The 19,650-nt window shown below is 46.7% G+C and carries 29 protein-coding genes and 1 pseudogene; all 30 read left to right on the top strand.

Features of this window, described 5'->3' with window-relative positions; translation table 11 throughout:
- On the top strand, positions 1-897 hold an 897-nt coding region (locus tag ACFIQE_RS07230), incomplete at its 5' end, for a ParB/RepB/Spo0J family partition protein (protein ID WP_375707442.1).
- Positions 894-1,352: a hypothetical protein gene (locus ACFIQE_RS07235; protein WP_012232200.1), complete on the top strand. Its 459-nt coding sequence runs from the start codon at positions 894-896 to the stop codon at positions 1,350-1,352. The genes ACFIQE_RS07230 and ACFIQE_RS07235, both read left to right, overlap by 4 nt.
- On the top strand, positions 1,349-3,325 hold the full coding sequence (locus tag ACFIQE_RS07240; RefSeq protein ID WP_375707443.1) for a transposase domain-containing protein: 1,977 nt from the start codon (positions 1,349-1,351) through the stop codon (positions 3,323-3,325). The genes ACFIQE_RS07235 and ACFIQE_RS07240 overlap by 4 nt, the downstream gene beginning before the upstream one ends.
- A gap of 196 nt (positions 3,326-3,521) precedes the next feature.
- A complete protein-coding gene (locus ACFIQE_RS07245) occupies positions 3,522-3,701 on the top strand; it encodes a hypothetical protein (RefSeq protein ID WP_375632612.1) in 180 nt (59 codons plus the stop codon).
- The gene (locus ACFIQE_RS07250) at positions 3,670-4,701 is read left to right on the top strand and encodes an AAA family ATPase (RefSeq protein ID WP_375647629.1); all 1,032 of its coding nucleotides are present in this window, start codon (positions 3,670-3,672) and stop codon (positions 4,699-4,701) included. The genes ACFIQE_RS07245 and ACFIQE_RS07250 overlap by 32 nt, the downstream gene beginning before the upstream one ends.
- The gene (locus ACFIQE_RS07255; RefSeq protein WP_375621662.1) at positions 4,698-4,961 is read left to right on the top strand and encodes a hypothetical protein; all 264 of its coding nucleotides are present in this window, start codon (positions 4,698-4,700) and stop codon (positions 4,959-4,961) included. The genes ACFIQE_RS07250 and ACFIQE_RS07255 overlap by 4 nt, the downstream gene beginning before the upstream one ends.
- Positions 4,961-5,239 carry a hypothetical protein gene (locus ACFIQE_RS07260; RefSeq protein ID WP_375621669.1) on the top strand — a complete coding sequence of 93 codons (279 nt, stop codon included), beginning with the start codon at positions 4,961-4,963 and terminating at the stop codon, positions 5,237-5,239. Before ACFIQE_RS07255 ends, ACFIQE_RS07260 begins: the two co-directional genes overlap by 1 nt.
- The gene (locus tag ACFIQE_RS07265; protein ID WP_375613741.1) at positions 5,223-5,846 is read left to right on the top strand and encodes a DUF3164 family protein; all 624 of its coding nucleotides are present in this window, start codon (positions 5,223-5,225) and stop codon (positions 5,844-5,846) included. Before ACFIQE_RS07260 ends, ACFIQE_RS07265 begins: the two co-directional genes overlap by 17 nt.
- 10 nt (positions 5,847-5,856) lie before the next feature.
- Complete coding sequence (locus ACFIQE_RS07270) at positions 5,857-6,474, top strand: regulatory protein GemA (RefSeq protein WP_375613742.1); 618 nt, start codon at positions 5,857-5,859, stop codon at positions 6,472-6,474.
- 6 nt (positions 6,475-6,480) lie between these two features.
- On the top strand, positions 6,481-6,888 hold the full coding sequence (locus ACFIQE_RS07275; RefSeq protein ID WP_375613743.1) for a helix-turn-helix domain-containing protein: 408 nt from the start codon (positions 6,481-6,483) through the stop codon (positions 6,886-6,888).
- Positions 6,889-6,975: 87 nt separating this feature from the next.
- Entirely contained in the window at positions 6,976-7,557 is a 582-nt protein-coding gene (locus tag ACFIQE_RS07280; RefSeq protein WP_375613744.1) for a glycoside hydrolase family 19 protein, read from the top strand.
- Positions 7,554-7,841 carry a hypothetical protein gene (locus tag ACFIQE_RS07285; protein ID WP_375612317.1) on the top strand — a complete coding sequence of 96 codons (288 nt, stop codon included), beginning with the start codon at positions 7,554-7,556 and terminating at the stop codon, positions 7,839-7,841. Before ACFIQE_RS07280 ends, ACFIQE_RS07285 begins: the two co-directional genes overlap by 4 nt.
- On the top strand, positions 7,834-8,172 hold the full coding sequence (locus ACFIQE_RS07290) for a hypothetical protein (RefSeq protein WP_375621660.1): 339 nt from the start codon (positions 7,834-7,836) through the stop codon (positions 8,170-8,172). The genes ACFIQE_RS07285 and ACFIQE_RS07290 overlap by 8 nt, the downstream gene beginning before the upstream one ends.
- Positions 8,165-8,380 carry a hypothetical protein gene (locus tag ACFIQE_RS07295; protein ID WP_375613747.1) on the top strand — a complete coding sequence of 72 codons (216 nt, stop codon included), beginning with the start codon at positions 8,165-8,167 and terminating at the stop codon, positions 8,378-8,380. Before ACFIQE_RS07290 ends, ACFIQE_RS07295 begins: the two co-directional genes overlap by 8 nt.
- Positions 8,377-8,691, top strand: a complete 315-nt coding sequence (locus ACFIQE_RS07300) for a DUF2730 family protein (RefSeq protein ID WP_375607966.1) — start codon at positions 8,377-8,379, stop codon at positions 8,689-8,691. Before ACFIQE_RS07295 ends, ACFIQE_RS07300 begins: the two co-directional genes overlap by 4 nt.
- Positions 8,688-9,044, top strand: coding sequence for a hypothetical protein (locus ACFIQE_RS07305; RefSeq protein WP_375637064.1), 357 nt, complete (start codon positions 8,688-8,690; stop codon positions 9,042-9,044). Before ACFIQE_RS07300 ends, ACFIQE_RS07305 begins: the two co-directional genes overlap by 4 nt.
- Positions 9,007-9,588: a phage protein Gp27 family protein gene (locus ACFIQE_RS07310; RefSeq protein ID WP_375630263.1), complete on the top strand. Its 582-nt coding sequence runs from the start codon at positions 9,007-9,009 to the stop codon at positions 9,586-9,588. Before ACFIQE_RS07305 ends, ACFIQE_RS07310 begins: the two co-directional genes overlap by 38 nt.
- The gene (locus ACFIQE_RS07315) at positions 9,581-11,203 is read left to right on the top strand and encodes a hypothetical protein (RefSeq protein ID WP_375630264.1); all 1,623 of its coding nucleotides are present in this window, start codon (positions 9,581-9,583) and stop codon (positions 11,201-11,203) included. The genes ACFIQE_RS07310 and ACFIQE_RS07315 overlap by 8 nt, the downstream gene beginning before the upstream one ends.
- A 12-nt stretch (positions 11,204-11,215) precedes the next feature.
- Positions 11,216-12,796 carry a DUF935 domain-containing protein gene (locus ACFIQE_RS07320; protein ID WP_375707444.1) on the top strand — a complete coding sequence of 527 codons (1,581 nt, stop codon included), beginning with the start codon at positions 11,216-11,218 and terminating at the stop codon, positions 12,794-12,796.
- Positions 12,789-13,994, top strand: coding sequence for a phage minor head protein (locus ACFIQE_RS07325; RefSeq protein ID WP_375707445.1), 1,206 nt, complete (start codon positions 12,789-12,791; stop codon positions 13,992-13,994). Before ACFIQE_RS07320 ends, ACFIQE_RS07325 begins: the two co-directional genes overlap by 8 nt.
- 607 nt (positions 13,995-14,601) lie before the next feature.
- A complete protein-coding gene (locus tag ACFIQE_RS07330; protein ID WP_375632618.1) occupies positions 14,602-15,600 on the top strand; it encodes a phage protease in 999 nt (332 codons plus the stop codon).
- Positions 15,597-15,938: a hypothetical protein gene (locus ACFIQE_RS07335; RefSeq protein WP_375621654.1), complete on the top strand. Its 342-nt coding sequence runs from the start codon at positions 15,597-15,599 to the stop codon at positions 15,936-15,938. The genes ACFIQE_RS07330 and ACFIQE_RS07335 overlap by 4 nt, the downstream gene beginning before the upstream one ends.
- A gap of 12 nt (positions 15,939-15,950) precedes the next feature.
- A complete protein-coding gene (locus tag ACFIQE_RS07340; protein WP_375707446.1) occupies positions 15,951-16,916 on the top strand; it encodes a capsid protein in 966 nt (321 codons plus the stop codon).
- A gap of 15 nt (positions 16,917-16,931) precedes the next feature.
- Positions 16,932-17,354, top strand: a complete 423-nt coding sequence (locus ACFIQE_RS07345) for a gp436 family protein (RefSeq protein ID WP_375707447.1) — start codon at positions 16,932-16,934, stop codon at positions 17,352-17,354.
- Between the two features lies 1 nt (position 17,355).
- Positions 17,356-17,850 carry a phage virion morphogenesis protein gene (locus ACFIQE_RS07350; RefSeq protein WP_375621652.1) on the top strand — a complete coding sequence of 165 codons (495 nt, stop codon included), beginning with the start codon at positions 17,356-17,358 and terminating at the stop codon, positions 17,848-17,850.
- Complete coding sequence (locus ACFIQE_RS07355) at positions 17,847-18,371, top strand: hypothetical protein (protein ID WP_375621651.1); 525 nt, start codon at positions 17,847-17,849, stop codon at positions 18,369-18,371. Before ACFIQE_RS07350 ends, ACFIQE_RS07355 begins: the two co-directional genes overlap by 4 nt.
- Positions 18,364-18,957: a baseplate assembly protein gene (locus ACFIQE_RS07360; RefSeq protein WP_375621650.1), complete on the top strand. Its 594-nt coding sequence runs from the start codon at positions 18,364-18,366 to the stop codon at positions 18,955-18,957. Before ACFIQE_RS07355 ends, ACFIQE_RS07360 begins: the two co-directional genes overlap by 8 nt.
- Before the next feature lie 12 nt (positions 18,958-18,969).
- Complete coding sequence (locus ACFIQE_RS07365; RefSeq protein ID WP_375620339.1) at positions 18,970-19,170, top strand: hypothetical protein; 201 nt, start codon at positions 18,970-18,972, stop codon at positions 19,168-19,170.
- Between the two features lie 3 nt (positions 19,171-19,173).
- Positions 19,174-19,560, top strand: a complete 387-nt coding sequence (locus ACFIQE_RS07370) for a GPW/gp25 family protein (RefSeq protein ID WP_375621649.1) — start codon at positions 19,174-19,176, stop codon at positions 19,558-19,560.
- Positions 19,547-19,650, top strand: a pseudogene (locus ACFIQE_RS07375) (baseplate assembly protein); the annotation flags it as partial. The gene ACFIQE_RS07370 and the pseudogene ACFIQE_RS07375, both read left to right, overlap by 14 nt.

The raw sequence follows: 19,650 nt of genomic DNA on the forward strand, positions 1-19,650 counted from the left end.
CAAAAGCTTGCTCTTGATGTGATTGTGGTGCCGGAGCGTATACGCCCTGTGGATGATGAGCATGCCAAGGCACTTGCACAATCAATAGTGCGGGAGGGATTGATGAATCCGATTACGGTGCGCCATACCCCTAATGCTAAAGAGGGTAATTACACGCTTATTGCTGGTGCACACCGGCTTCGTGCTGCTGAGCTTTTGGGCTATAGTGACATTGATGCGGTTGTGGTGCAGGCGGATAAAGAGAATGCTGCGCTTTTAGAAGTGGCTGAAAACCTGTTTCGCAATGAATTGTCTGTTATTGATCGTGCGCTTTTTGTCCAGACTTACCGCGAATTGTGGGAAAAGAAGTATGGGGAAATTAAGCGTGGTGGGGACGGTAGTAATCAATATACAAAGGACAAAGTGGCAAAGGGTAAAGTTTACCCTTTGATCGGTGAGGATGCAAATTTTGAGCAATTGGTGCAAGTTGCACCAATTGCTCATGCGAGTGGAGAAAATGACAAAAGGACAGTTTTATCTTTTGCCAAACATGTGGCGGACCGCATTGGTTTTTCTCAAGATGTTGTAAAACGTCTTAACTGTATTGCCCAACATCTACAGCCAGAATTACGCTCTGTTTTGCGGGGGACAGCATTGGCGGATAATCAAGCGCAATTGTTGAAGTTGGCGAAGATGGAGCCGGTTGCGCAACGGCGGGTGGCGATTGCGCTCCAACAGGTTGATGGGGATTTGAGGCGGGCTGTTGATTTGGTCAATGGGGTTAATACGCCGCCGCAAATTAATGAACAAGAGCGGGTTTTTGCTCAGTTATTGGGTGTTTGGCAGAGAGCAGATGCGCAGACAAAGGCGCGGTTTTATGATTATTTGAACAAGCAATCGGGGGAGGTGCTGTCATGAAGAGGCATGGTTGCGGGCAGCTTGATTTTTTCCAAAAGCCGGTTTTTCCCTGCCGCGAACCCGTTGCGCAGATTGATTTAGGGCGGTTTCGCTCACGCATTAAGCGTGCGATGGCGCGGGCTTTGAGAGAATGCCGGCATGAGCGCAGTGTTATTGCGGAGCGTATGGCGCATTATTTAGGGATTGGGTGTTTAAGTAAGGCAAGTTTGGATGCTTATGTTGCGGAAAGTAAGCAGGTGGATATTTCCCTGCCGCGGTTTAAGGCATTTGTGCGGGCGACAGAGGCATTTTGGCTCTGGGATGAGGTGGTGAGTGAAGATGGATTGTTGCTGTTGCAGGGGGATGAGGCACGTTTAGCAGAAATTGCGCGGCTTCAGCAGGAACAGCGGGAGATTGCAGCGCAATTGAAAGCCATGCGCGCAACGCCGGTTCGCATTAAAAGGGGGCAGCCATGAAGGAATGGTTTCGTATTGCCGAATTGGCTGAGGCAGCTTTGCCAGGGTTGCCGAAAACAAAGATCGGTCTCAACAATCTTGCGCTTAAGAAATGGCGTTTGAATACACAATTGTTTCGCCAAACATTAGGCAAAACCAAGCCGGTTTGGGAGTATCACATCTCTTTATTGCCGGAGGGGGCGCGGGCGGCATTGTTGGTGCGGGCAGGTGGTGTTGATGTGAAACAAACGCAAGGGGAGCAAAAGGCAAGTATTTGGGTGCGTTATGAGGGGCTTTCAAAGGCGCATAAAAGGCGCTGTGAAGAGCGTTTGAAGGCACTTTGCTTTTGGGATGATTTGCTCCATGCCGGTATGGGTGTGCATGATGCGGCAAGTTTGAGTGCGGTGCAATTTGGTGTGAGCCGGATGTCGCTTTTTAATTGGCGGCAGATGGTGGAGGGGTATGAGCGCCCTGATTGGTTGGCAGCTTTAGCGCCTTGTTATGGTGAGGAGAATGTTTCGCAATTTGCGCCGTGTCATGAGGGGGCGTGGGAGGTTTTTTGTTCGGATTATTTGCGCCCCTCTAAACCTGCTTTTTCGGCGTGTTATCGGCGCATGGTTTCGGTTGCGCAGGAGCGGGGTTTTGAGCCCATTCCTTCTGAGCGGGCTTTGCGGCGTCGTTTTAAGGCGCAAATTTCCAAAGCGGTTGTGGTTTTAGCACGTGAGGGAGAAGAAAAGGCAAAAAAGCTTTATCCAGCCCAACGGCGTGATCGCTCAAGCTTGCATGCATTGCAAGCAGTGAATATGGATGGGCATAAGCTGGATGTTTTTGTGAATGTTCCTTGGACAGAGAAGCCTGTGCGGCTTTATTTGATTGCCATTCAAGATCTTTATTCGGGCAAGATTTTATCGTGGCGCTTATCGGATGCTGAGACTTGGGAAATTGTTCGTTTGGTGATTGGGGATATGGTGGAAGCTTATGGCATACCAGAGCGCATGACCTTGGATAATGGGCGTGCCTTTACCAGCAAGTGGATTTCTGGAGGTGTACAAAACCGTTTTCGTTTTAAGATTAAGCCGGATGATCCGCAAGGGCTTTTGACGAGTTTGGGGGTGCAATTGCAATGGACCACCCCTTATAGCGGACAGTCTAAACCGATTGAGCGGGCATGGCGTGATCTGGCAGAAGCGATTTCCAAACATCCCTTTTGTGCAGGGGCTTATACGGGCAATAAACCGGATGCCAAGCCTGAAGATTATGGCAAGCGCGCGATAGGATTTGAAGCGTTTAAAGCCCATGTTGGTGCGCAAATTTGTGCACACAATGCGCAAGCAGGGCGTAAGGCGGTTAATTGTGCGGGGCGCAGTTTTGATGAGACCTTTACTGAGAGCTTGCAAGCAGAGGGGACGATTATTCGGCAAGCAACGGCGGCACAACGGGCTTTATGGCTTTTAACCTCTGAGGCATTGCGTGCGCAAAAGGGTACGGGGGAGATCCATTTTTATGGCAATCGTTATTGGGCGCGGGCGTTGAATGAGCATGCGGGGCAAAAAGTGATTGTACGCTTTGATCCGGATAATTTGCATCAGGATTTACGGGTTTATGATTTGAACAATCGGTTGCTTTGTTTGGCACCATGCCTTTGTGATGTAGGTTTTTATGACCAGCAGGCGGCGCGCTTGAATGGGCGTTTGCGTAAAGAATATGTGAAGGCTGTTAAAGCAGAAAAACAGCTAGCGGCAAAGCTTGCGCCTGATCACTTGGCAGATGTTTATGGGCGCCTTGAGAAAAAGGATGAAGCGTTCAAATCGAAGCTTCCGATAAAGCCAAAGGTGAGCCGCTTGATGCCAAACAATGTGGGGAATTTAGCTTTGAAAGCAGACGATGATGAGGCTTTGGGGGCTCGAGAATTTAGTCAACACTTGCATAAAGCTTTGAGAAAGCTTTCCGCCTCTGATGAGGGGCGTGAGGTGATCAAGTTTCCCAAGCAATAGAATAAGGAAATAGGAAAAGAGAGGGGGGATTATAAGAATTCTCAAAAGGAAGCTGGTTTTGTATCGCGTATCAGCTTGAAGCGTTAACAAAGAAAGGGGGGAGGAATCTTAATCCTTTAAAAGTCTAATCAATACATGAAGTTTCTAGGTGTCTTTGCCTGATCAGGTGAGATGCGTGGAGTTAGCAAGTTCCCTGATGTGTGAGAAAGAACCAAGGGGAATTTGTCAGGGAGCCGTTTTAGTATCGCGTACGGCTTTAAATGTTCATTCTAAAGACAAAAGAAAGGGGCGGGTGGGAGCCCTTCCCCTTTCGCAGTCTAAAATCAATACAGAGGGGAATATACATGAAAAACGCGATAAATGCAACGGTCGATAAAAATCCTTGGGCGCGACCTAAAATCCAGCCTAATGGCACAGCACAAAACCGCAACAGTGATGACATTGCTTTATGGAATGAGCTTGTGGATGCGGTGAGAGCTTTGGGGCAAATGAATGATTGGTCGAAAGCAGAGGTGGCGCGGCGCATAGGCATGCCGGATGGGACGTTTTCGCAATGGTATGCGGGTAGTTATGCGGGGCAATTGGGTAAGCAAAATGCAAAGGTTCAACAATGGGTTGAGGTTTTAAAGGAAACAGCGGGGTTTTTGGAGAAGATCCCTGAAAAACCAGCCTTTCAGAGGAATCGTATAGCCAGTGAGATCATTGATACTTTAACACTGGCACAAAGTACGGGGGATATGGTGATGATTACGCTTGATGCGGGCAGTGGCAAGACCGAAACTTGCCGCCATTATCGCTCTACCCGCCCGCATGTTTATCTGGTGACAGCCAGCCCACATACGCGCAGTGTTCACGGTATTTTGAATGATATGGCAGCAGAATTGGAAGTGGTGGAATATAATCCCACCCGCTTAACGCGTGCGATTGGTAAGAAATTAGAGCGTGTTGGTGGCGGAACATTGTTGATTGTTGATGAAGCGCAAAATTTAACGGATGAAGCGATTAATCAGTTGCGCCATTTTGTTGATATTAATGGTACGGGGCTCGCTTTGGTTGGGAATGATGAGATCTCGGGGCGGTTGGTTCATCGTCAAAATGGTCCCTCTTATGCGCAAATTAAAAGCCGATTGGCGATGCATCTGAAACGGCGCAAGCCCTATAGTGAGGATATTGCTGCGCGCATTCATGATTGGGGGATTGAGGATGTTGGTGCGATAAAGTTTTTGACAGGGATTGGCTTAAAGGCTGGAGCTTTGCGGCAAATTGACAAAACCATGATGTTGGCACGCATGGCAGCGCTTGGAGATGGGTGTGAGGTGACCCTGAAACATGTCAAAGCGGCATGGAAAAACCGTGACGTGGAGGAATTGGCATGATCTCTTTATGCGACAAAGAATTATCCGATACGCTTGTTGGTCTTTATGACGATTATCAATGCGGTTTTGATATTGGAGAAAAGCTTAAATTGTGTGTTGATTTGGCGTTATTGCTTGAATTGGAGTTGAGTGTTCACCGTTTGGGGGAAGCGGATGCGGTTTTGGAAGCTGAAGTTGCAGAAGTTTTGGCTGAGTGTGAAGGCTCTGATGCGGATGAGAGCAATCGTGTGATTTATATGGATTTTGGAGGAAGCAAATGATGGAACGTAACCCTTATATGGTAAGAGATTGCTTGATTGCTTTGCGCTCTGCCTTTTTACAGTATGAGGTGAATGGCATTTTTATGCATGGACAAGATGTTCGAGAATTGAATGAGTATTTGCGTCGTTTGGCAGGCTATAACCACGTTTTAAGTCATGAGCTTATGCGGTGTCGTTGGCAATTGAAAGCGGGATGTGCGCCTTCTTCAGGGGATGTTGTGCCATTTCGTCGTTTTCAAAAAACACAGGAGGAAGTTGGTGATGAATCCACAAATTGAACTTGAAGGTACGCGTTATATGAAGGATGCGAAAGGGGCTTTGGTGCCGGTAAGTTTGATCCGCCCTGCGGATTTGTTAGAGGATGAAACGGTGCGCAAAATTATGGGTTTTGCGAAAGAATTATCGGCAAGGATTGCACGTTTTAACAACCATACGATTGCGGATTTGAGTGATTTTGATAGCTTGCTTGCGCAAGAATATGGTGTGGAGCGGCGTGGCAAAAAGGGCAATTGTACTTACACAAGCTTTGATGGTTTGCAACGTATTAAGGTGCAAGTTCAGGAAAGTGTTGATTTTGGACCGCAATTGCAAATTGCCAAAAGCCTTCTTGATGAGTGTTTGAATGAGTGGTCTGCGGATGCACGCCCTGAAATCCGTGCGATTATTACGCGTGCTTTTAATACGGATAAAGAAGGCAAGGTGAATCGGGGCGAGATCTTTATGCTGTTGCGTTTGGATATTGATGATCCACGCTGGAAAGAGGCGATGCGTGCCATTCGTGAAGCGATCCGTGTGACGACATCTAAGGAATATGTGCGTTTTTATGAGCGCGATACATTAGAAAGCGCTTGGCGTGCTGTGACCATTGATCTGGCGAAGACATGAGGGGGGAGAGATGTCTTTAGCTGTCCTTCATATGGGAAAACGCGCGTTAGGTCTTGATGATGAGACCTATCGCGCACTGCTCTATCGCTTGACAGGCAAGCAATCGGCGAAAGATTTGAATTTTTCAGAAAAGCACTTGGTTATCGCTGAAATGAAAGCGTTTGGTTTTAAGCCGAATGGGAAGCGTTTAGAGGGTAAATATGCTAAGAAGCTCCAGGCGCTTTGGATTGCTGGGTGGAATCTTGGCATTATTCGTGATCGTTCAGATAAAGCGTTGCTTGCCTTTGTGAAAAGACAGACAGGGATTGATCATATTCGCTTTTTACGCGATAGCGATGATGCATGCAGAGCTATTGAGGCATTGAAAGGTTGGTTGCAGCGTGAGGGTGGGGTTGACTGGAGAGGAAAAAACCGCGAAGATTCATGGAGGAAGAAACCAAGCATTTCCATTTTGTGTGCCCAATGGAAGTGTTTGAATCCCGATGCTGTGTTTGATGTGGAATCTTTTCATCAAAGTGTTATGGCGTTAAGTGGTAAAGCTTTTGGTGAGATGAGTGGGGGCGACTTTAGAGAAGTGATGAATGTTTGGGGGCGGAAAATCCGTAAAGGTGTTAAAAGCGAGGGGTAAGCATGTATGCAAGAGGAAATCTATAGCGATTTTCCTGCCTTATTGCGTGAAATAGCTGATGTTGCGGGCAGTGAAGCAGCATGGAATATGATGCGGGCTTTTGGTGGACGAGAAGTTTATATACCCGGGCGTCTTGAGAGTGCGGATTGGTTGATTGAAATTGTTGGGTTTGAAGAGGCGCAGCAACTCATCAACCATTTTTGTTTTAATGGTTCGGGTGTGCGCCTTCTTATCCCCCTTGGCAGAGATGCTGAACGGCGGCAAAAAATGGTGCAAGCGTTGCAAAAAGGCTGGTCGGTTGATGCTGCAGCTGCTGTTTCTGGTATGCATGTGCGCACAGCCTATCGCTTGAAGAAGAAAATTTCTTCAAAAGAACCACAAGGTTTATTATTTCCAGAGTTTTATGAGTATTGAGAGTTTTGACTGACAGTGTCAGGCTTATATTGGGGGTTTGAAATCCGATAAACTGCGCATGGATTTTTATGCATTGAGTGGTTTGTTATGGTTTCAATAGATGCTTCTTTTCTTCATCGCCTTGCGCCTAAATTGGCGCATCATGCGCGCCAAGATTTTATTATTGTTGAAATGGCACGCGTGTTGCCTAAAGCTTTATCTTATGGGGCACTCACAACACCGTTGCGTATTGCCCATTTTTTAAGCCAATGTGCCCATGAGAGTGATGGCTTTTTTACCGTTTGTGAATATGCCTCAGGGCGCGCTTATGAGGGGCGGCGTGATTTAGGCAATGTCAACCCTGGGGATGGGGTGCACTTTAAGGGGCGTGGTTTGATCCAGTTGACGGGGCGCAATAATTATCGTCGTTTTACGAAGTTTTGGCGCTTAGTCGATGAACAAGCGGTTGATTGTGAGGCATTTCCGCAAGAGCTGGAAAAGTTTCCAGCAGCGCTTTGGTCTGCTGTTTGGTTTTGGCAAATGAAAGGCTTGAATAGGCTGGCTGATCAAGATGATTATTTAGGGATTACCAAGGCGATTAATGGGGGAAGAAATGGACTTGTGCAACGTTTGATTTATTTAAACCGCGCCAAAAAGCTTTTGGGACTTGGAGGCGAGGTAAAGGCATGAAGCCCTCTTATCGTGGTTCTAGGCTCTATTTATGGTGGTCCTTTTGGTTTGCTTGGGGGGTTATTTTTTTGCTCGTTTCTGGTGGTTTGTGGGGGGCTCCGCATATTGTTGATATGGCGAGCATTTCTATTCCTTCGATGGTGGCGATTATTGTTGGCAATCTGGGGGTGCATCGTGGCTTTGGCTCGTTGGATTTTTCTAATAGGAAACATTCCCATAAGCGGCATAGCAGCTCCTATGATGGGGTGGAGATAACGAGGTGGGGAGATAAAAGCAATGTTTAGCCCTGTTTCAAAACTGTCTTTTGGTTTGTTGTTTTTGGTCAGTGTGATGTTGGCGGCTTTTGGCTTTATGAAAGCGCAAATTTTAAAAGCGGAAAAGGCGCGTGATTTGTATTGGCAGTTGGAGATTGCCAAGGCTTCAGCACGTGCACTGCTTGTACAAGAGCGACAAAGACAAGCAGCGTTGGAAGCTGAGCATCGAGCGCAAGGGGTGATTTCGGCTTTGGAACAAAAGCTTACAAAAATGGAGGAAGTCAATGCAGTATTGCCAACTACTGGCGGTGGCATTGGGCTTGAGCGTGTGCGCTTGCTCAACACACAAGCCGGTGGGTAGCCTTTCTTATCATTTTTTATCGGTTGAGTTGCCGCCTGTTGTTCGCATGGCGTGTGCCCGCCCAGCTTTATTGCCAGAGCGTGCTTTGAATGCGCGTGAAGTGGTGCACTATTGGGGGCGTGATCGTGCTGCTTTATTGATTTGTGAACAGCGCAGAAAAGCTGCGGAGCGGGCGATTTTAGGCAAAAGAGAGGGGACTTTTAAGTGAATTTGGATATCAGTGTTGCCAATGGCTGGTTGTCTTTATTGTTATCGGTTATTGCAATTTGTGGGGTTTTGAGAGCCTATTTTTCTTCAGGTGCGCGGGAAATGCTGAAAGATATCACGGCGCTTAAAGAGCGTGTGCAAAAGTTAGAAACAGAGATGGACTTTTTGCCTGATCGTGATGCGCTGCAAAGATTGGAAGTGAATATGGAGAAATTGAATGGTCGTCTCAACACGCTTTCTGCACAATTACAACCGGTGGCAGCCATTGGTGAGCGCTTGCAAGAGTTTTTGTTGGAGAATGCCAAGAAATGAAAGCAGATATGGATAAAATCATCCGTGAAGAAGCGCGGTTGATTATTTTAAAAGGGCTTGCTTGTGAGCGCAGTGAAACTTTATCGAGTGCGATGATTGAGCGGCTTTTATACAGTTATGGCATCAGGCGCGATCGCGATTTTGTGCATAATGAATTGGCATGGATGGAAGATCAAGGTGCTGTCACATTAAAACAGGTGGGTTCAGTTTTTCTTGCAGCGTTAACAGAACGGGGAGCGCGTCATTTAGACCGGAGCTTTTCCATTGAGGGGATTAAGCGGCCTAAACGTTCATCAATAAAAGACGAGGTGAAGGATGCGCAAGGTCGGGCGTGGACGTTTAACGGCGATTGATTTATTGCCGCAAGCTTGTGATCAAATTATTGCTGCTGCTGCTGAGGCTTTAAATGGGCGTGAGAAGACGCAAAAAGCCATTTATGATGAATTTAAAGCAGCTTTGAAGGCTTTAAAAAAAGAAATGGGTTTAAGCTTTTCTATACCCTCCTTTTCCAGTTTTAATCGTTATTCTTTGCGGCTAGCCGTGATGTCAAGGCGCCTAGAACAGACAAGAGAAATTGCAGCAAGTCTTTCCAAGCGTTTTGATGCCAAAGCTTCTGATAATATCACTCTTTTGACGGCGGCAGCGATTAAGGAGTTGATTTTTTCAACGTTGAGCAGTGGGAAAAACCTTTCGCCAAAAGCAGCACAAGAATTAGCCAATGCGCTTAAAGGGGTTTTGGCGGCTGAACATTTATCGACCACCAGACGGCAAAAGTTGGAAAAAGATTTTACCAGCAAAGCAAGCAAAGCGGTTGACGCTGCAGCAGCAGCGGCGGGGCTCTCAGAAGAAACAGCGCGGGCTATACGTGCGCAGGTGTTGGGGGTTAAAAATGGCTGAACAGCCCTTTTCAAAAAGTCATGTCTTTGATCATCAGAGTGGTTTTGATATTTGGCAGAGAAGTACTTTTCCCAAAGAGAGTGATCCCTTAGCGGAAGGTGTTTTGATGGCGCATCAACGGGCATGGATTGAAGATAAGTCCCCATTAAAATTGGTTGAAAAGGGGCGGCGGACCGGCATTACTTTTGCAGAAGCTTTGGATGATACACTGATTGCAGCGGCGGCACGTGAAGCGAGGGGCGATAATGTTTTTTATATTGGTGACACCAAAGACAAGGGGCGGGAATTTATTGGCTATGTGAGCAATTTTGCTTCGGCAATTACGAGCCATAGTGGGGATGTTGAGGAATTTTTATTCTCTGATCAAAGGGCGGATGGGTCAACAAAATATATCTCTGCTTATCGGGTGCGTTTTGCTTCGGGGTTTCGGGTTGAGGCGCTTTCTAGCCGCCCTGAAAATATTCGCGGACTACAGGGCATTGTGGTGATTGACGAGGCGGCGTTTCATCAAGATGTGCGCTCTGTTTTGGATGCTGTCAATGCTTTGCTCATTTGGGGAGGAAAAATCCGTGTGATCTCCACCCATAATGGTGTGCTCAATCCTTTCAATGAATTGATCCGTGAAGCACGAGCAGGCAAAGTGCCTTTTTCGGTGCATTGTTACCCCTTTGGTGTTGCTGTTAAAAATGGCTTGTTTAAACGGGTTTGTGCGATGAAGGGGGAGGTGTGGAGTTTAGCATCTGAGCAACAATGGGAAGAGCAAATTCGTGCCTCTTATGGGGTGCGTTTGGCTGCGATGCGCCAAGAATTAGATGCCATACCAGCCGATCAAGAAGGGGCGGCTTTAACACGTTTGCAGATTGAAAATTGTTGCGCGCCTGACATTGCATTGTTGCGTTTTGCTTGTGTGGATGATTTTAAAAATCAATCGGAACATCAACGAAGTGTTGCTGCTTTTGCTTGGTGTGAGAAGCATATAAAACCTCTTCATGCTGGGCTTGACCGGCGGCGCCAACATGTTTTTGGTGTTGATTTTGCGCGGAGTGGCGATGCGACATCGATTGTGGTGATGGAGGTGGGACAAGATTTGGTGCGCCGTGTACGGTTTATGGTGGAATTGCGCAATACGCCGTTTGATCAACAAAGAGAGATTTTATTTTATGGGGTGAATGGTTTGCCGCGTTTGATGGGCGGCGCGTTAGATGCGCGGGGCAATGGGGCTTATTTAGCCGAAAAAGCAGCGCAGCGTTATGGGGCTTGTGTGAAGGAAGTGCCCTTGTCACAAAGTTGGTATGGCAAGGAAATGCCGGCTTATTTAGAAGCTTTTGGGGATGGGACGATTGTTTTGCCGCGCGATAGTGACATTGTTGCCGATCATCAAGCGCTTGCTTATGTCAATGGCATTGTGAAAATTCCAGACAATCATCGTTTTAAAGGCAGTGACGGTTTTATGCGCCATGGTGATAGCGCGATTGCTTGCGCTTTGGCTTATTTTGCCAGCCGCCAAACTCCTGAAATTTATGATTATACACCTGTGAGAGAGGCTTATCGTTTTGATGAAAGCTCGCTCTTTTCAACGCCTTTTTTTTCAACAATGCGATCAAAGATTTATTGATGGGATGATGAGATGGTAAAACTTTTAGATCAGTGGGGCAGGGCGCTTAATATCAAAGGGTTGGAGCGAGAAGTTGCAAGCCCTACCGTTGGCGGTGTTCGTGATGTATGGTCACAAACCATTGTCAGTGGTCTGACCCCTGCGCAACTTGCTGATATTTTGCAACAGGCAGCACGGGGGCATCCAGAGCAGTTTTTTCAACTTGCCGATGATATGGAAGAGCGTGATTTACATTATCGTGCTGTGCTTGGCATGCGTAAAAATGCTCTCACAGGGGTGGAGCCTGGAGTGATTGCCGCAAGCAACAGTGCACAGGACAAAAAGATAGCAGATGCGGTGCGGGAAGTGATTAGTGCGCCTACTTTTGTTGATGATTATGTCACGGATTTGTTAGATGCTTTGGGAAAAGGCTATGCGGTTGTTGAAACTTTGTGGGACAAGAGTGCCAAGGAATGGTGGCCGGTTGCTTGGAAATGGCGTGACCAGCGGTTTTTTCAATTGGATCGACGGGATGGCTTTCATTTGCGTTTAAAAGAAGAGGGGTCTTTTAATGGAAGTGAATTGCCTGCTTATAAATTTTCTATTCACAGACCCAAGTTGAAAAGCGGTTTGCCTATCCGCACGGGGCTTGCGCGGCTTGCAGCTTGGGCTTTTTTGTTTAAATCTTATACCTTAAAAGATTGGATGGCATTTTTAGAAGTTTATGGCATGCCTTTGCGTGTGGGTAAATATGGGGCAAGCTCTTCTCATGAGGAGCGACGGGTTCTCATTCAAGCGGTGCGTGATTTATCCAGTGATGCGGCAGCGATTATTCCCAAAGAAATGGAGATTGAATTTATTGAAGCGGCAGGGGGCAGTGGCAATGCGGTTTTTGGTGTCAAGGCGGAATATTTAGATCGGCAGATTTCTAAAGGTGTGTTGGGACAAACGATGACGACGGATGATGGTTCGTCCTTTTCGCAAGCGCGCATTCATGAAAATGTGCGTCATGATATTGCCAGAGCTGATGCACGCCAATTAGCTTTAACGGCCAATCGTGATTTGATTGCGCCTTTTGTTGAGATTAATTTTGGGCGCCAAGAGCGCTACCCCCTTGTCTATTGGCCGATTTCGGAAAATGAAGACATTAAAGCGATTAGTGATGCGCTGGAAAAACTTGTGCCCTTAGGTTTGCGTGTTGGGGCGCAAGAAGTGCGCAATAAGATTGGTTTTTCGCAACCAAAAAAGGAAGAGGATATTTTAAAGGCTCCTGATAATGCGCTTGATGATGAGAGGGGAGAAAAGGCTCATGTTTGTGCTGATTGTGGAGGTGTTTTTGATGTTTCTGTGACAAGAGAGAGCAAGGGTGCAAAAGAGAAGGGTGGGAAACATCACGACGAATTGGACCGGCTTTCTGAAGAAGCTTTAAGCGACTGGGAAGAGGACTTAGAACCCCTTTTAGAGCCTTTTAAAAAGCTTGTGAGAGAAGCAAAAAGTTATGAGGATATCCTAAAAGGCTTAGATGAATTGCTTGGTGAGATGGATCATCACGCATTAGCAGCGCGCTTGGCAAAAGTACAAATGATTGCACGTGGGCTTGGGTATCATGGATGAGGAACTTTTTAAAACCGCCCCTAAAGAGGTCACCCGTTATTTTGAAGCCAAGGCACTTGTTCCAAGCTTTGATTGGCGTGATATAGCACCAGAAGAACATGCCTTTTCCTTTACGGTGGCAAAATCGCTAGGCTATGATATTTTGGAGGATTTTAAGCGAGCGGTTGGAGAAGCCATAAAGCATCAAGTTCCTTTTCAAGATTTTCAAAAAAATTTGATGCCGATTTTACAGGAAAAGGGTTGGTGGGGTAAAAAGACCAGCATTGACCCCAAAACTGGTGAAAAGAGCGTGGTACAATTGGGCAGCCCACGGCGTTTAGAAACGGTCTATTGGGCCAATACCATGAGTGCGCATGCGGCAGGTGAGTGGGAGCGCACACAAAATAATAAAGAATTTTTGCCCTATCTCACCTATGCTTTGTCGAGTTCAGAACATAAGCGTTTAGAACATGAAAGTTGGGTGGGGTTTACCGCACCTGTTGATGATCCGGTTTGGGATTGGCTTTATCCACCTAATGGTTGGCGGTGTAAATGCAGTGTGCGACAGGTAAGCCGTTATGAAGCAGAAGATTTAGGCTATGAAGAGGGGGCAGAGCCACTTCATGTTGAAAAGCAGGTTTGGCACAATAAGCGGACGGGGAAAGTTGAGAAGATACCAAAGGGCATTGATCCTGGTTGGCATTTGAACCCTGGGAAACATCGCGCGCAAAATTTAAGCAATTTTTTGAGTGATAAAGTCTCTGTGATGGGGGACAATGACAAACGCATTGCCATTGAAGATATTGTGGGTTCACCACTTTTGGAAGCCATGTTTGAAGGACGGATGCCTCGCGGGTTTATACCGATTGCACCGATACCACAAAAGGTGGGTGATGTTTTTGCAGCGGAAAATTCTCTTATTCGCTTATCCGCAGACAGTGTGAAACATATTTTGTTAGAGCATCAAGCGCGTGATCTTCACTTGGAGGATTTTCGAGGCGCCATTCAAACATTCATAAAACCCCATGGCGTTATCAGACGCAAAGATACGCAGGGTGTTATGTTTTTTGGTGAAAGTGGTGGGACATGGTGGCGCTTTGTGGTCAAATTTGTAGCAAGCAAACAAGAATGGTGGTTGACCTCCATGCATAAAAAAAACTCTAGAGAAATTGGACGCTTATTGGATGCGGCTGAAAAAAAGGGCGAGAGGTTGTTGTAAAGAGAACAACAGGAAGAAAGTCTTGTGTTCTTAACGGAAAAGAGGCGAGGAAAATGAGAAGGCGTGGAGGGCGGTCAACTCCTCGCAGATCCGGTAAAACCGTCCTGGTATAACTGGCTCACGCCTCGTGGATAGAAGTAACAGTTTAAAAGTTTAAAAGCAATCTTTAAAAAAACGACTTGAGAAAAACCATGTTGGCTTTTGTGAAGAGAGCCGATGTTTGAGAAAATGAGAAGGCGTGGAGGGCGGTCAACTCCTCGCAGATCCGGTAAAACCGTCCTGGCAAAACTGGCTCACGCCTTACCTCCAATGATATAATGTTTTTAAGCCAAAAAGCAATCTTTAAAAAAACGGCTTGAGAGAGGCTTTTTTTGTATAAGACGATAATTGTACCTCTCACTTCACAACGGCGCTCTATCGTCTTTGAAGTGCCTTTGAAAACGATTTTATGGGATGGTTTGGCACGGGGGTTTCTCTCACAAGGAGAATAATAGGGAAAAGAGTGCTTTTTGAGAAATGCTCTTTTGACTGACAGTGTCAGACTTATAGTGGGAGTAAGTTTCATGCATTGTATTGCCAATGACAATTGTAAAGCAATAGGCAATGTATGGAACAGGAATTTCACGAAGATCAAAAAGATGGGGATGCAGAAACATTTCATGCTGCGTTAATAGATCTTTGCCAAGACGCTACCGTTAGCCAAGCGCCTGAGTGGGTAGAGCTTTTGCCCAAAGCGCCCCATGTGAAGGCACGTGATGGACGACAATGGCATTATAACCCGCAAACTATTTTAAAAGCCTTTGCAGCCAATAAAGGACCGCTTGTGATTGATTATGAGCATGGGCAACATCACCGTGCGAGAAATGGTTTAGAAGCACCTGCCAGTGGCTGGATTGAAGAATTAGTAGAGCGGGATGGTGCGATTTGGGGGCGTGTTAAATGGACCGATATGGCCGCTAAAAAGATTGTTGCCCGAGAATATCGCTATCTTTCGCCGGAGTTTCGCCATTCCAAGAAAGGTGAAATTTTAAATTTAGCCGGTGCTGGTTTGGTGAACCGTCCAGCCCTTGTCATGACGGCTTTAAGCCGTGAACAGCCCTCCCCTATAACTTTGACGGAGAAAATGATGGATTTGACAGCCATTGCCAGTGCACTATCGCTGGCAGAAGATGCTAAAGCGGATGAGGTTTTAGCAACGCTTAAAGCGCGCGAAAAGGAACGCGTGGAATTAAATGCCCAATTAACAAAAGCGCGAGAAGATTTAGCGCTTTTGCAAGAAGAGCAAAAAAACAGTGCCATTGAGAGTCTTTTAGATAAGACCATTGAAGAGGGCAAGATTTTGCCGGCTGCTCGCGAGGAATATCGTGCGCTTTGTGCCCTTGAAGGGGGGATGGAACATTTTAAAAGTTTGGTCGAGAAGTTGCCGGCACTTGCCTCAACAAGCCCTCTAGAAGTGTGTGCCTTAGCACAAGAACCAAAGCTTGCTCCAGAAGAGGTTGCCCTTGCGGCACGCCATTATCAGGAAGAGCAGAAGCAAAAAGGCTTCGACATCACCATTAGCCAAGCGGTTGAGTATATTAGCGAGCAAAAGGAGCGCCAATCATGAGTACGATGATTTTAATTAAATCTTTTCGCGCTGGAGATGTGATCTCACCTTATTGCATTGTTGCAGCCCGCGGTGAGGGAATGGTGGCAATGGCTTCTGGTAAGGGTGATAAATTATTAGGGACTGCTGGGTCATTGAGTGCCAAGGCTGGTGAGATGATTGATGTTGGCCAATGTGGTTGGGGCGAAGTGGTTTGTGGAGGCAATGTTTCCTTTGGTGATTTTTTGACCTCTGACCCCAAAGGACACGCCATTAAAGCGGAAGCCGCAGATCGCACCATTGGTATTGCCATGAGTGATGGTTCTGCTGGTGATGTTATTTCTTTTAAAATTAATTAATCGAGGCATAAAATGAACAGACCTTTTCCCATTGATCCAACACTCACCGCTATTGCTATTGGTTATCGCAATCCAGCAGGTTCTCTTATTGGCGATAGAGTTTTGCCACGCGTTTGTGTTTTAAGTGAGGTGTTTAAATATAGTGAATTTCCTTTAGCGGAAAATTTTACCGTGCCTGAACTTGAAGTTGGGCGAAAAGGGCGCCCGAATGTGGTGGAATTTTCTGCCTTTGAACGGGAAGCCAGTGTCAAAGATTACGGACTTGATGATCTTATCCCCAATTCAGATATTGAAGCAGCGGCACGGGCACGGGCGGAGCGACGCTCTCGTTATAACCCCGAAAAGACAGCTGTAGAGGGACTTGCCAATTTGCTAGAATTGGGGCGTGAAGTGCGTGTTGCAGCCCTTGTGCAAAGAAGTGAAAATTACGCACCAGAGCGGGTGATGACGCTTAAGGGTGAAAATAAATTTAGCGATTATGAGAAATCTGACCCTTATGCCACTTTAGATGAGGCGATGGATAAAAGTCTCGTCTATACGCCCAACACCATTGTGATGGGCAAAGTTGTTTGGTCAAAACTCAAACGTCATCCCAAAATCATTAAAGCCGTTAAAGGGGGTGGCACTGCTGATGGTTTTGTCACCAAGGCGCAATTTGCTGATCTGATGGAAATACACCCCGATCGTTTACTCATTGGTGAATCGCAAGTGAATTTGGCACGTAAAGGGCGTTCGGCACAATTGGCACGCGTGTGGGGCAATAAGATTGCACTGCTTTATATTGACCCTACCAAACAACAGGCAGATGGATCGGTGATCAGTTGGGGCTTTAGCGCCCAGTTGGGCGAGCGTTTGTCTGGAGTGATCCAAGATCCAGATATCGGCTTGTCGGGTGGTAAACGGGTGCGTGTGGGGGAACGGGTGTGTGAATTGGTTGCCGCAAAAGATGCCGGTGTTTTGTTGCAAGAAGTTGTCTAAGGGAAACTTTTAAACATGGCTTATGCAAGCAAAAGATTGATTGAAGAGCTCTGGGGTGATGACTTCTTGGATGATTTGTGCGGGATGGATGAGAACTCTGATCCAGTTTTTTCAGAGCAAGCCATTGCCCGCGCGCTCGAACAGGCAAGTGGTGAGATTGATGTGCATCTGTCTCATCGCTACTCAATCCCCATTGCTGGACAGCCAGCGGCTCTGGGTATGATCTGTGTCAATATTGCTGTTTATAATTTAGCCATACGCCATACGGCACTGACCACGACTATTGAAGATCGTTACAAACAGGCGGTTGATTTGCTGAAACGTATTGCCGAAGGCAAAGCGGGTTTAGGCATAGATGAACCTAAAATTATGAGCGAAGATGGTCCCGTGCGTGATGGGGCTTTTTTTCATGCCAAGCCGCGTTTGATGGGAAGATAATATGTCTGTTGCAACCCATATTGAGATTAAAGAGACAGGGCTTGAAGCGGCTTTATCCTTTTTGCAAAAGGGAGCTGATCGCTCGATGGGGACTTTGGCACAAGGGGTTGGGCGTCTCATCCAAGAAAGCACAAGGCGGCGGATTCAAAGTGAAAAAATGTCTGCTCAAGGAGAGAAGTGGAAAAACAATCATGCCCGCACCTCCATTCTTTATGCCAGTGGGGCGCTTTCACGCTCCATTGATATGAAAGCTTCACCAGAACAGGTGATTGTGGGCTCTGGGTTGGTTTATGCGCGGATTCATCAATTGGGTGGGGTTATTCGCCCGAAAAATGGCAAGACACTGCGCTTTTTTCTTAAAAGCGGCAATGCACACCGCTTTGTTTGTGTGCATCAAGTGACCATGCCCGCACGCCCTTATTTGGGGCTTTCAGAGCACAATAAAGTGGAAATTGTCAAAGCAGCAGAAGATTGGCTGGGGAGAGTATTTTCATGAGTCAAATGGTCAAGCAAGCAGGGCGCATTAATCAGTTTCGTGAAGCGGTGATAAGAAGCCTTAAAAGGGCTTTGCCGGATGTGCGTGATTGCGGCTGTCAATTTGGACGTTTTAATTTAGAAGAACTTGAAACACAAATGCTGGTGGCTCCAGCAATACGGGTTGCGGTGTTAGAAAGCCGTTTGAATCCTGTAGCAAGTGGACAGATGAGTGCTGATCTTCATTTAGGGGCTTTTATTATTACCACAGGTAAAGAGCGTGATGTTTCCAGTTGGCTTTTAGCAGAAGCCATTGCGGTGCTTTGTCATAGCGGGCAATTGTGGGGACTAACGCATTTGAGTGCCCCGCGTGAGGTGCAAATTGAACCGATTATCTCTGCGGCGATTAAGCAGCGTGGTGTATCGATAAGCGTGGTGGAATGGCACCAAGATTTGCATCAGTTGGGACAGGATATTTTTTGTGATGAGGGACAACTCAAAAGTGGTTTGATTTCATGGGACAATGAGGTGGGGCATGAATGACGCACATCTCTTAAGTGATACCTTTCGACAAATCATGAAGCGTCTTGATGCGCTTGAACGCTGTCTTGCCAACCAGCACATGATCGGGCGGGTTGTGCAAGTTGATGGCCATAGGGTGCGGGTGAAACTTTCCGAACAGGGTTCCAATGGACAAGCGGTTTTATCGCCTTGGTTGCAAGCGCAAGAAGCTTCTGGCGCTCTCTCAAGCAATATGCCCCTCCATGTTGGTGATCCGGTGCGGTTGTTAAATCCCCATGGCGAAATTGGTTCTGCCTCTCTGGTGGTGCGCGATAGCTATAGTGAGGATGCGCCTAATCCCGCACGCTCTTTCCAAGAACTTGCTCTGTGTTATGCCGGTGGCGCTTTGCGGATGACAAAAGATGAACTTATTCTCTCCCATGGGGAAAATCAAATTCATTTGAGTGCACAAGGTTTGGTGCTTTCTCATCAAGCAACCCGTGTTGAATTAACGGGCAGTGTGCACATTCAAGCAGAAGATTTACAGCATAATCAAAAATCTGTTGGCGCAAGCCACAAACACGGTGGGGTCAAAATGGGTCCCTCCACAACCTCTTCCCCTCTTTAAAGGAGTTTTATCATGCGTGAGAACACTTATGTTATTTTAACCAATGCCGATTTTGTTGCAGGCAAGCGTTCACCAGGCAAGGGTGAGGAAATTTGTTTAAGTGAGGAAGCGGCTAAATATCCGTTGCTGCTTGGTCAGATCGCTGAAAAACCAGCCCCTGTTGTTGCTGCGGCCCCAACGGTCTCTACCACAAAGACAAGCAAAGGGGCTTAAAGCATGCGGTGCGGGATGAGCGAAAAGGATGGCTCTCTCTTGTATGGCTTTGCGCATTGTCAACAGTCACTTCGTAAATGTCTGACGACAAGAATTGGGACACGGGTTTTGCGTCGTCATTATGGATGTGATGTTGGAGCATTCCAAGATGCCAATGCTGATCCTGCGACGATGATGCAGCTTTATCAAGCAATTGTTGAAGCACTCGATGATCCAGAGTGTGGAGAGCCTGGGTTTTCGTTGCAGAGGATTGATCTGACAAAAGCAACGCGTGAAGGCACATTCCATTTTGTTTTAACGGGTGTTTTTTATCCCAATGGGCATTTGGGGGATTGGTCACACCAAGAGCCAATGAGCATCAATTTAGAGGTTGGTGATGACAGAGCTTGAACCTTTTCCTCTCCCACAAATTATTGAAGAGCTTTCTGTTGAAGCAATTTTAGAGCAAAAGATCACGCGTTTGACTGAGCTTTTTGCGGC

This window comes from Bartonella sp. AA1HLJMS (assembly GCF_042197445.1).
Taxonomy (GTDB): Bacteria; Pseudomonadota; Alphaproteobacteria; order Rhizobiales; family Rhizobiaceae; genus Bartonella.

Excerpts from the sequence above, each read along its gene's own strand:
- ACFIQE_RS07235 (WP_012232200.1), top strand. The coding sequence starts at position 894 with ATGAAGAGGCATGGTTGCGGGCAGCTTGATTTTTTCCAAAAGCCGGTT.
- ACFIQE_RS07240 (WP_375707443.1), top strand. The coding sequence starts at position 1,349 with ATGAAGGAATGGTTTCGTATTGCCGAATTGGCTGAGGCAGCTTTGCCA.
- ACFIQE_RS07245 (WP_375632612.1), top strand. The coding sequence starts at position 3,522 with ATGTGTGAGAAAGAACCAAGGGGAATTTGTCAGGGAGCCGTTTTAGTA.
- ACFIQE_RS07250 (WP_375647629.1), top strand. The coding sequence starts at position 3,670 with ATGAAAAACGCGATAAATGCAACGGTCGATAAAAATCCTTGGGCGCGA.
- ACFIQE_RS07255 (WP_375621662.1), top strand. The coding sequence starts at position 4,698 with ATGATCTCTTTATGCGACAAAGAATTATCCGATACGCTTGTTGGTCTT.
- ACFIQE_RS07260 (WP_375621669.1), top strand. The coding sequence starts at position 4,961 with ATGGAACGTAACCCTTATATGGTAAGAGATTGCTTGATTGCTTTGCGC.
- ACFIQE_RS07265 (WP_375613741.1), top strand. The coding sequence starts at position 5,223 with ATGAATCCACAAATTGAACTTGAAGGTACGCGTTATATGAAGGATGCG.
- ACFIQE_RS07270 (WP_375613742.1), top strand. The coding sequence starts at position 5,857 with ATGTCTTTAGCTGTCCTTCATATGGGAAAACGCGCGTTAGGTCTTGAT.
- ACFIQE_RS07275 (WP_375613743.1), top strand. The coding sequence starts at position 6,481 with ATGCAAGAGGAAATCTATAGCGATTTTCCTGCCTTATTGCGTGAAATA.
- ACFIQE_RS07280 (WP_375613744.1), top strand. The coding sequence starts at position 6,976 with ATGGTTTCAATAGATGCTTCTTTTCTTCATCGCCTTGCGCCTAAATTG.
- ACFIQE_RS07285 (WP_375612317.1), top strand. The coding sequence starts at position 7,554 with ATGAAGCCCTCTTATCGTGGTTCTAGGCTCTATTTATGGTGGTCCTTT.
- ACFIQE_RS07290 (WP_375621660.1), top strand. The coding sequence starts at position 7,834 with ATGTTTAGCCCTGTTTCAAAACTGTCTTTTGGTTTGTTGTTTTTGGTC.
- ACFIQE_RS07305 (WP_375637064.1), top strand. The coding sequence starts at position 8,688 with ATGAAAGCAGATATGGATAAAATCATCCGTGAAGAAGCGCGGTTGATT.
- ACFIQE_RS07310 (WP_375630263.1), top strand. The coding sequence starts at position 9,007 with ATGCGCAAGGTCGGGCGTGGACGTTTAACGGCGATTGATTTATTGCCG.
- ACFIQE_RS07315 (WP_375630264.1), top strand. The coding sequence starts at position 9,581 with ATGGCTGAACAGCCCTTTTCAAAAAGTCATGTCTTTGATCATCAGAGT.
- ACFIQE_RS07320 (WP_375707444.1), top strand. The coding sequence starts at position 11,216 with ATGGTAAAACTTTTAGATCAGTGGGGCAGGGCGCTTAATATCAAAGGG.
- ACFIQE_RS07325 (WP_375707445.1), top strand. The coding sequence starts at position 12,789 with ATGGATGAGGAACTTTTTAAAACCGCCCCTAAAGAGGTCACCCGTTAT.
- ACFIQE_RS07330 (WP_375632618.1), top strand. The coding sequence starts at position 14,602 with ATGGAACAGGAATTTCACGAAGATCAAAAAGATGGGGATGCAGAAACA.
- ACFIQE_RS07335 (WP_375621654.1), top strand. The coding sequence starts at position 15,597 with ATGAGTACGATGATTTTAATTAAATCTTTTCGCGCTGGAGATGTGATC.
- ACFIQE_RS07340 (WP_375707446.1), top strand. The coding sequence starts at position 15,951 with ATGAACAGACCTTTTCCCATTGATCCAACACTCACCGCTATTGCTATT.
- ACFIQE_RS07345 (WP_375707447.1), top strand. The coding sequence starts at position 16,932 with ATGGCTTATGCAAGCAAAAGATTGATTGAAGAGCTCTGGGGTGATGAC.
- ACFIQE_RS07350 (WP_375621652.1), top strand. The coding sequence starts at position 17,356 with ATGTCTGTTGCAACCCATATTGAGATTAAAGAGACAGGGCTTGAAGCG.
- ACFIQE_RS07355 (WP_375621651.1), top strand. The coding sequence starts at position 17,847 with ATGAGTCAAATGGTCAAGCAAGCAGGGCGCATTAATCAGTTTCGTGAA.
- ACFIQE_RS07360 (WP_375621650.1), top strand. The coding sequence starts at position 18,364 with ATGAATGACGCACATCTCTTAAGTGATACCTTTCGACAAATCATGAAG.
- ACFIQE_RS07365 (WP_375620339.1), top strand. The coding sequence starts at position 18,970 with ATGCGTGAGAACACTTATGTTATTTTAACCAATGCCGATTTTGTTGCA.
- ACFIQE_RS07370 (WP_375621649.1), top strand. The coding sequence starts at position 19,174 with ATGCGGTGCGGGATGAGCGAAAAGGATGGCTCTCTCTTGTATGGCTTT.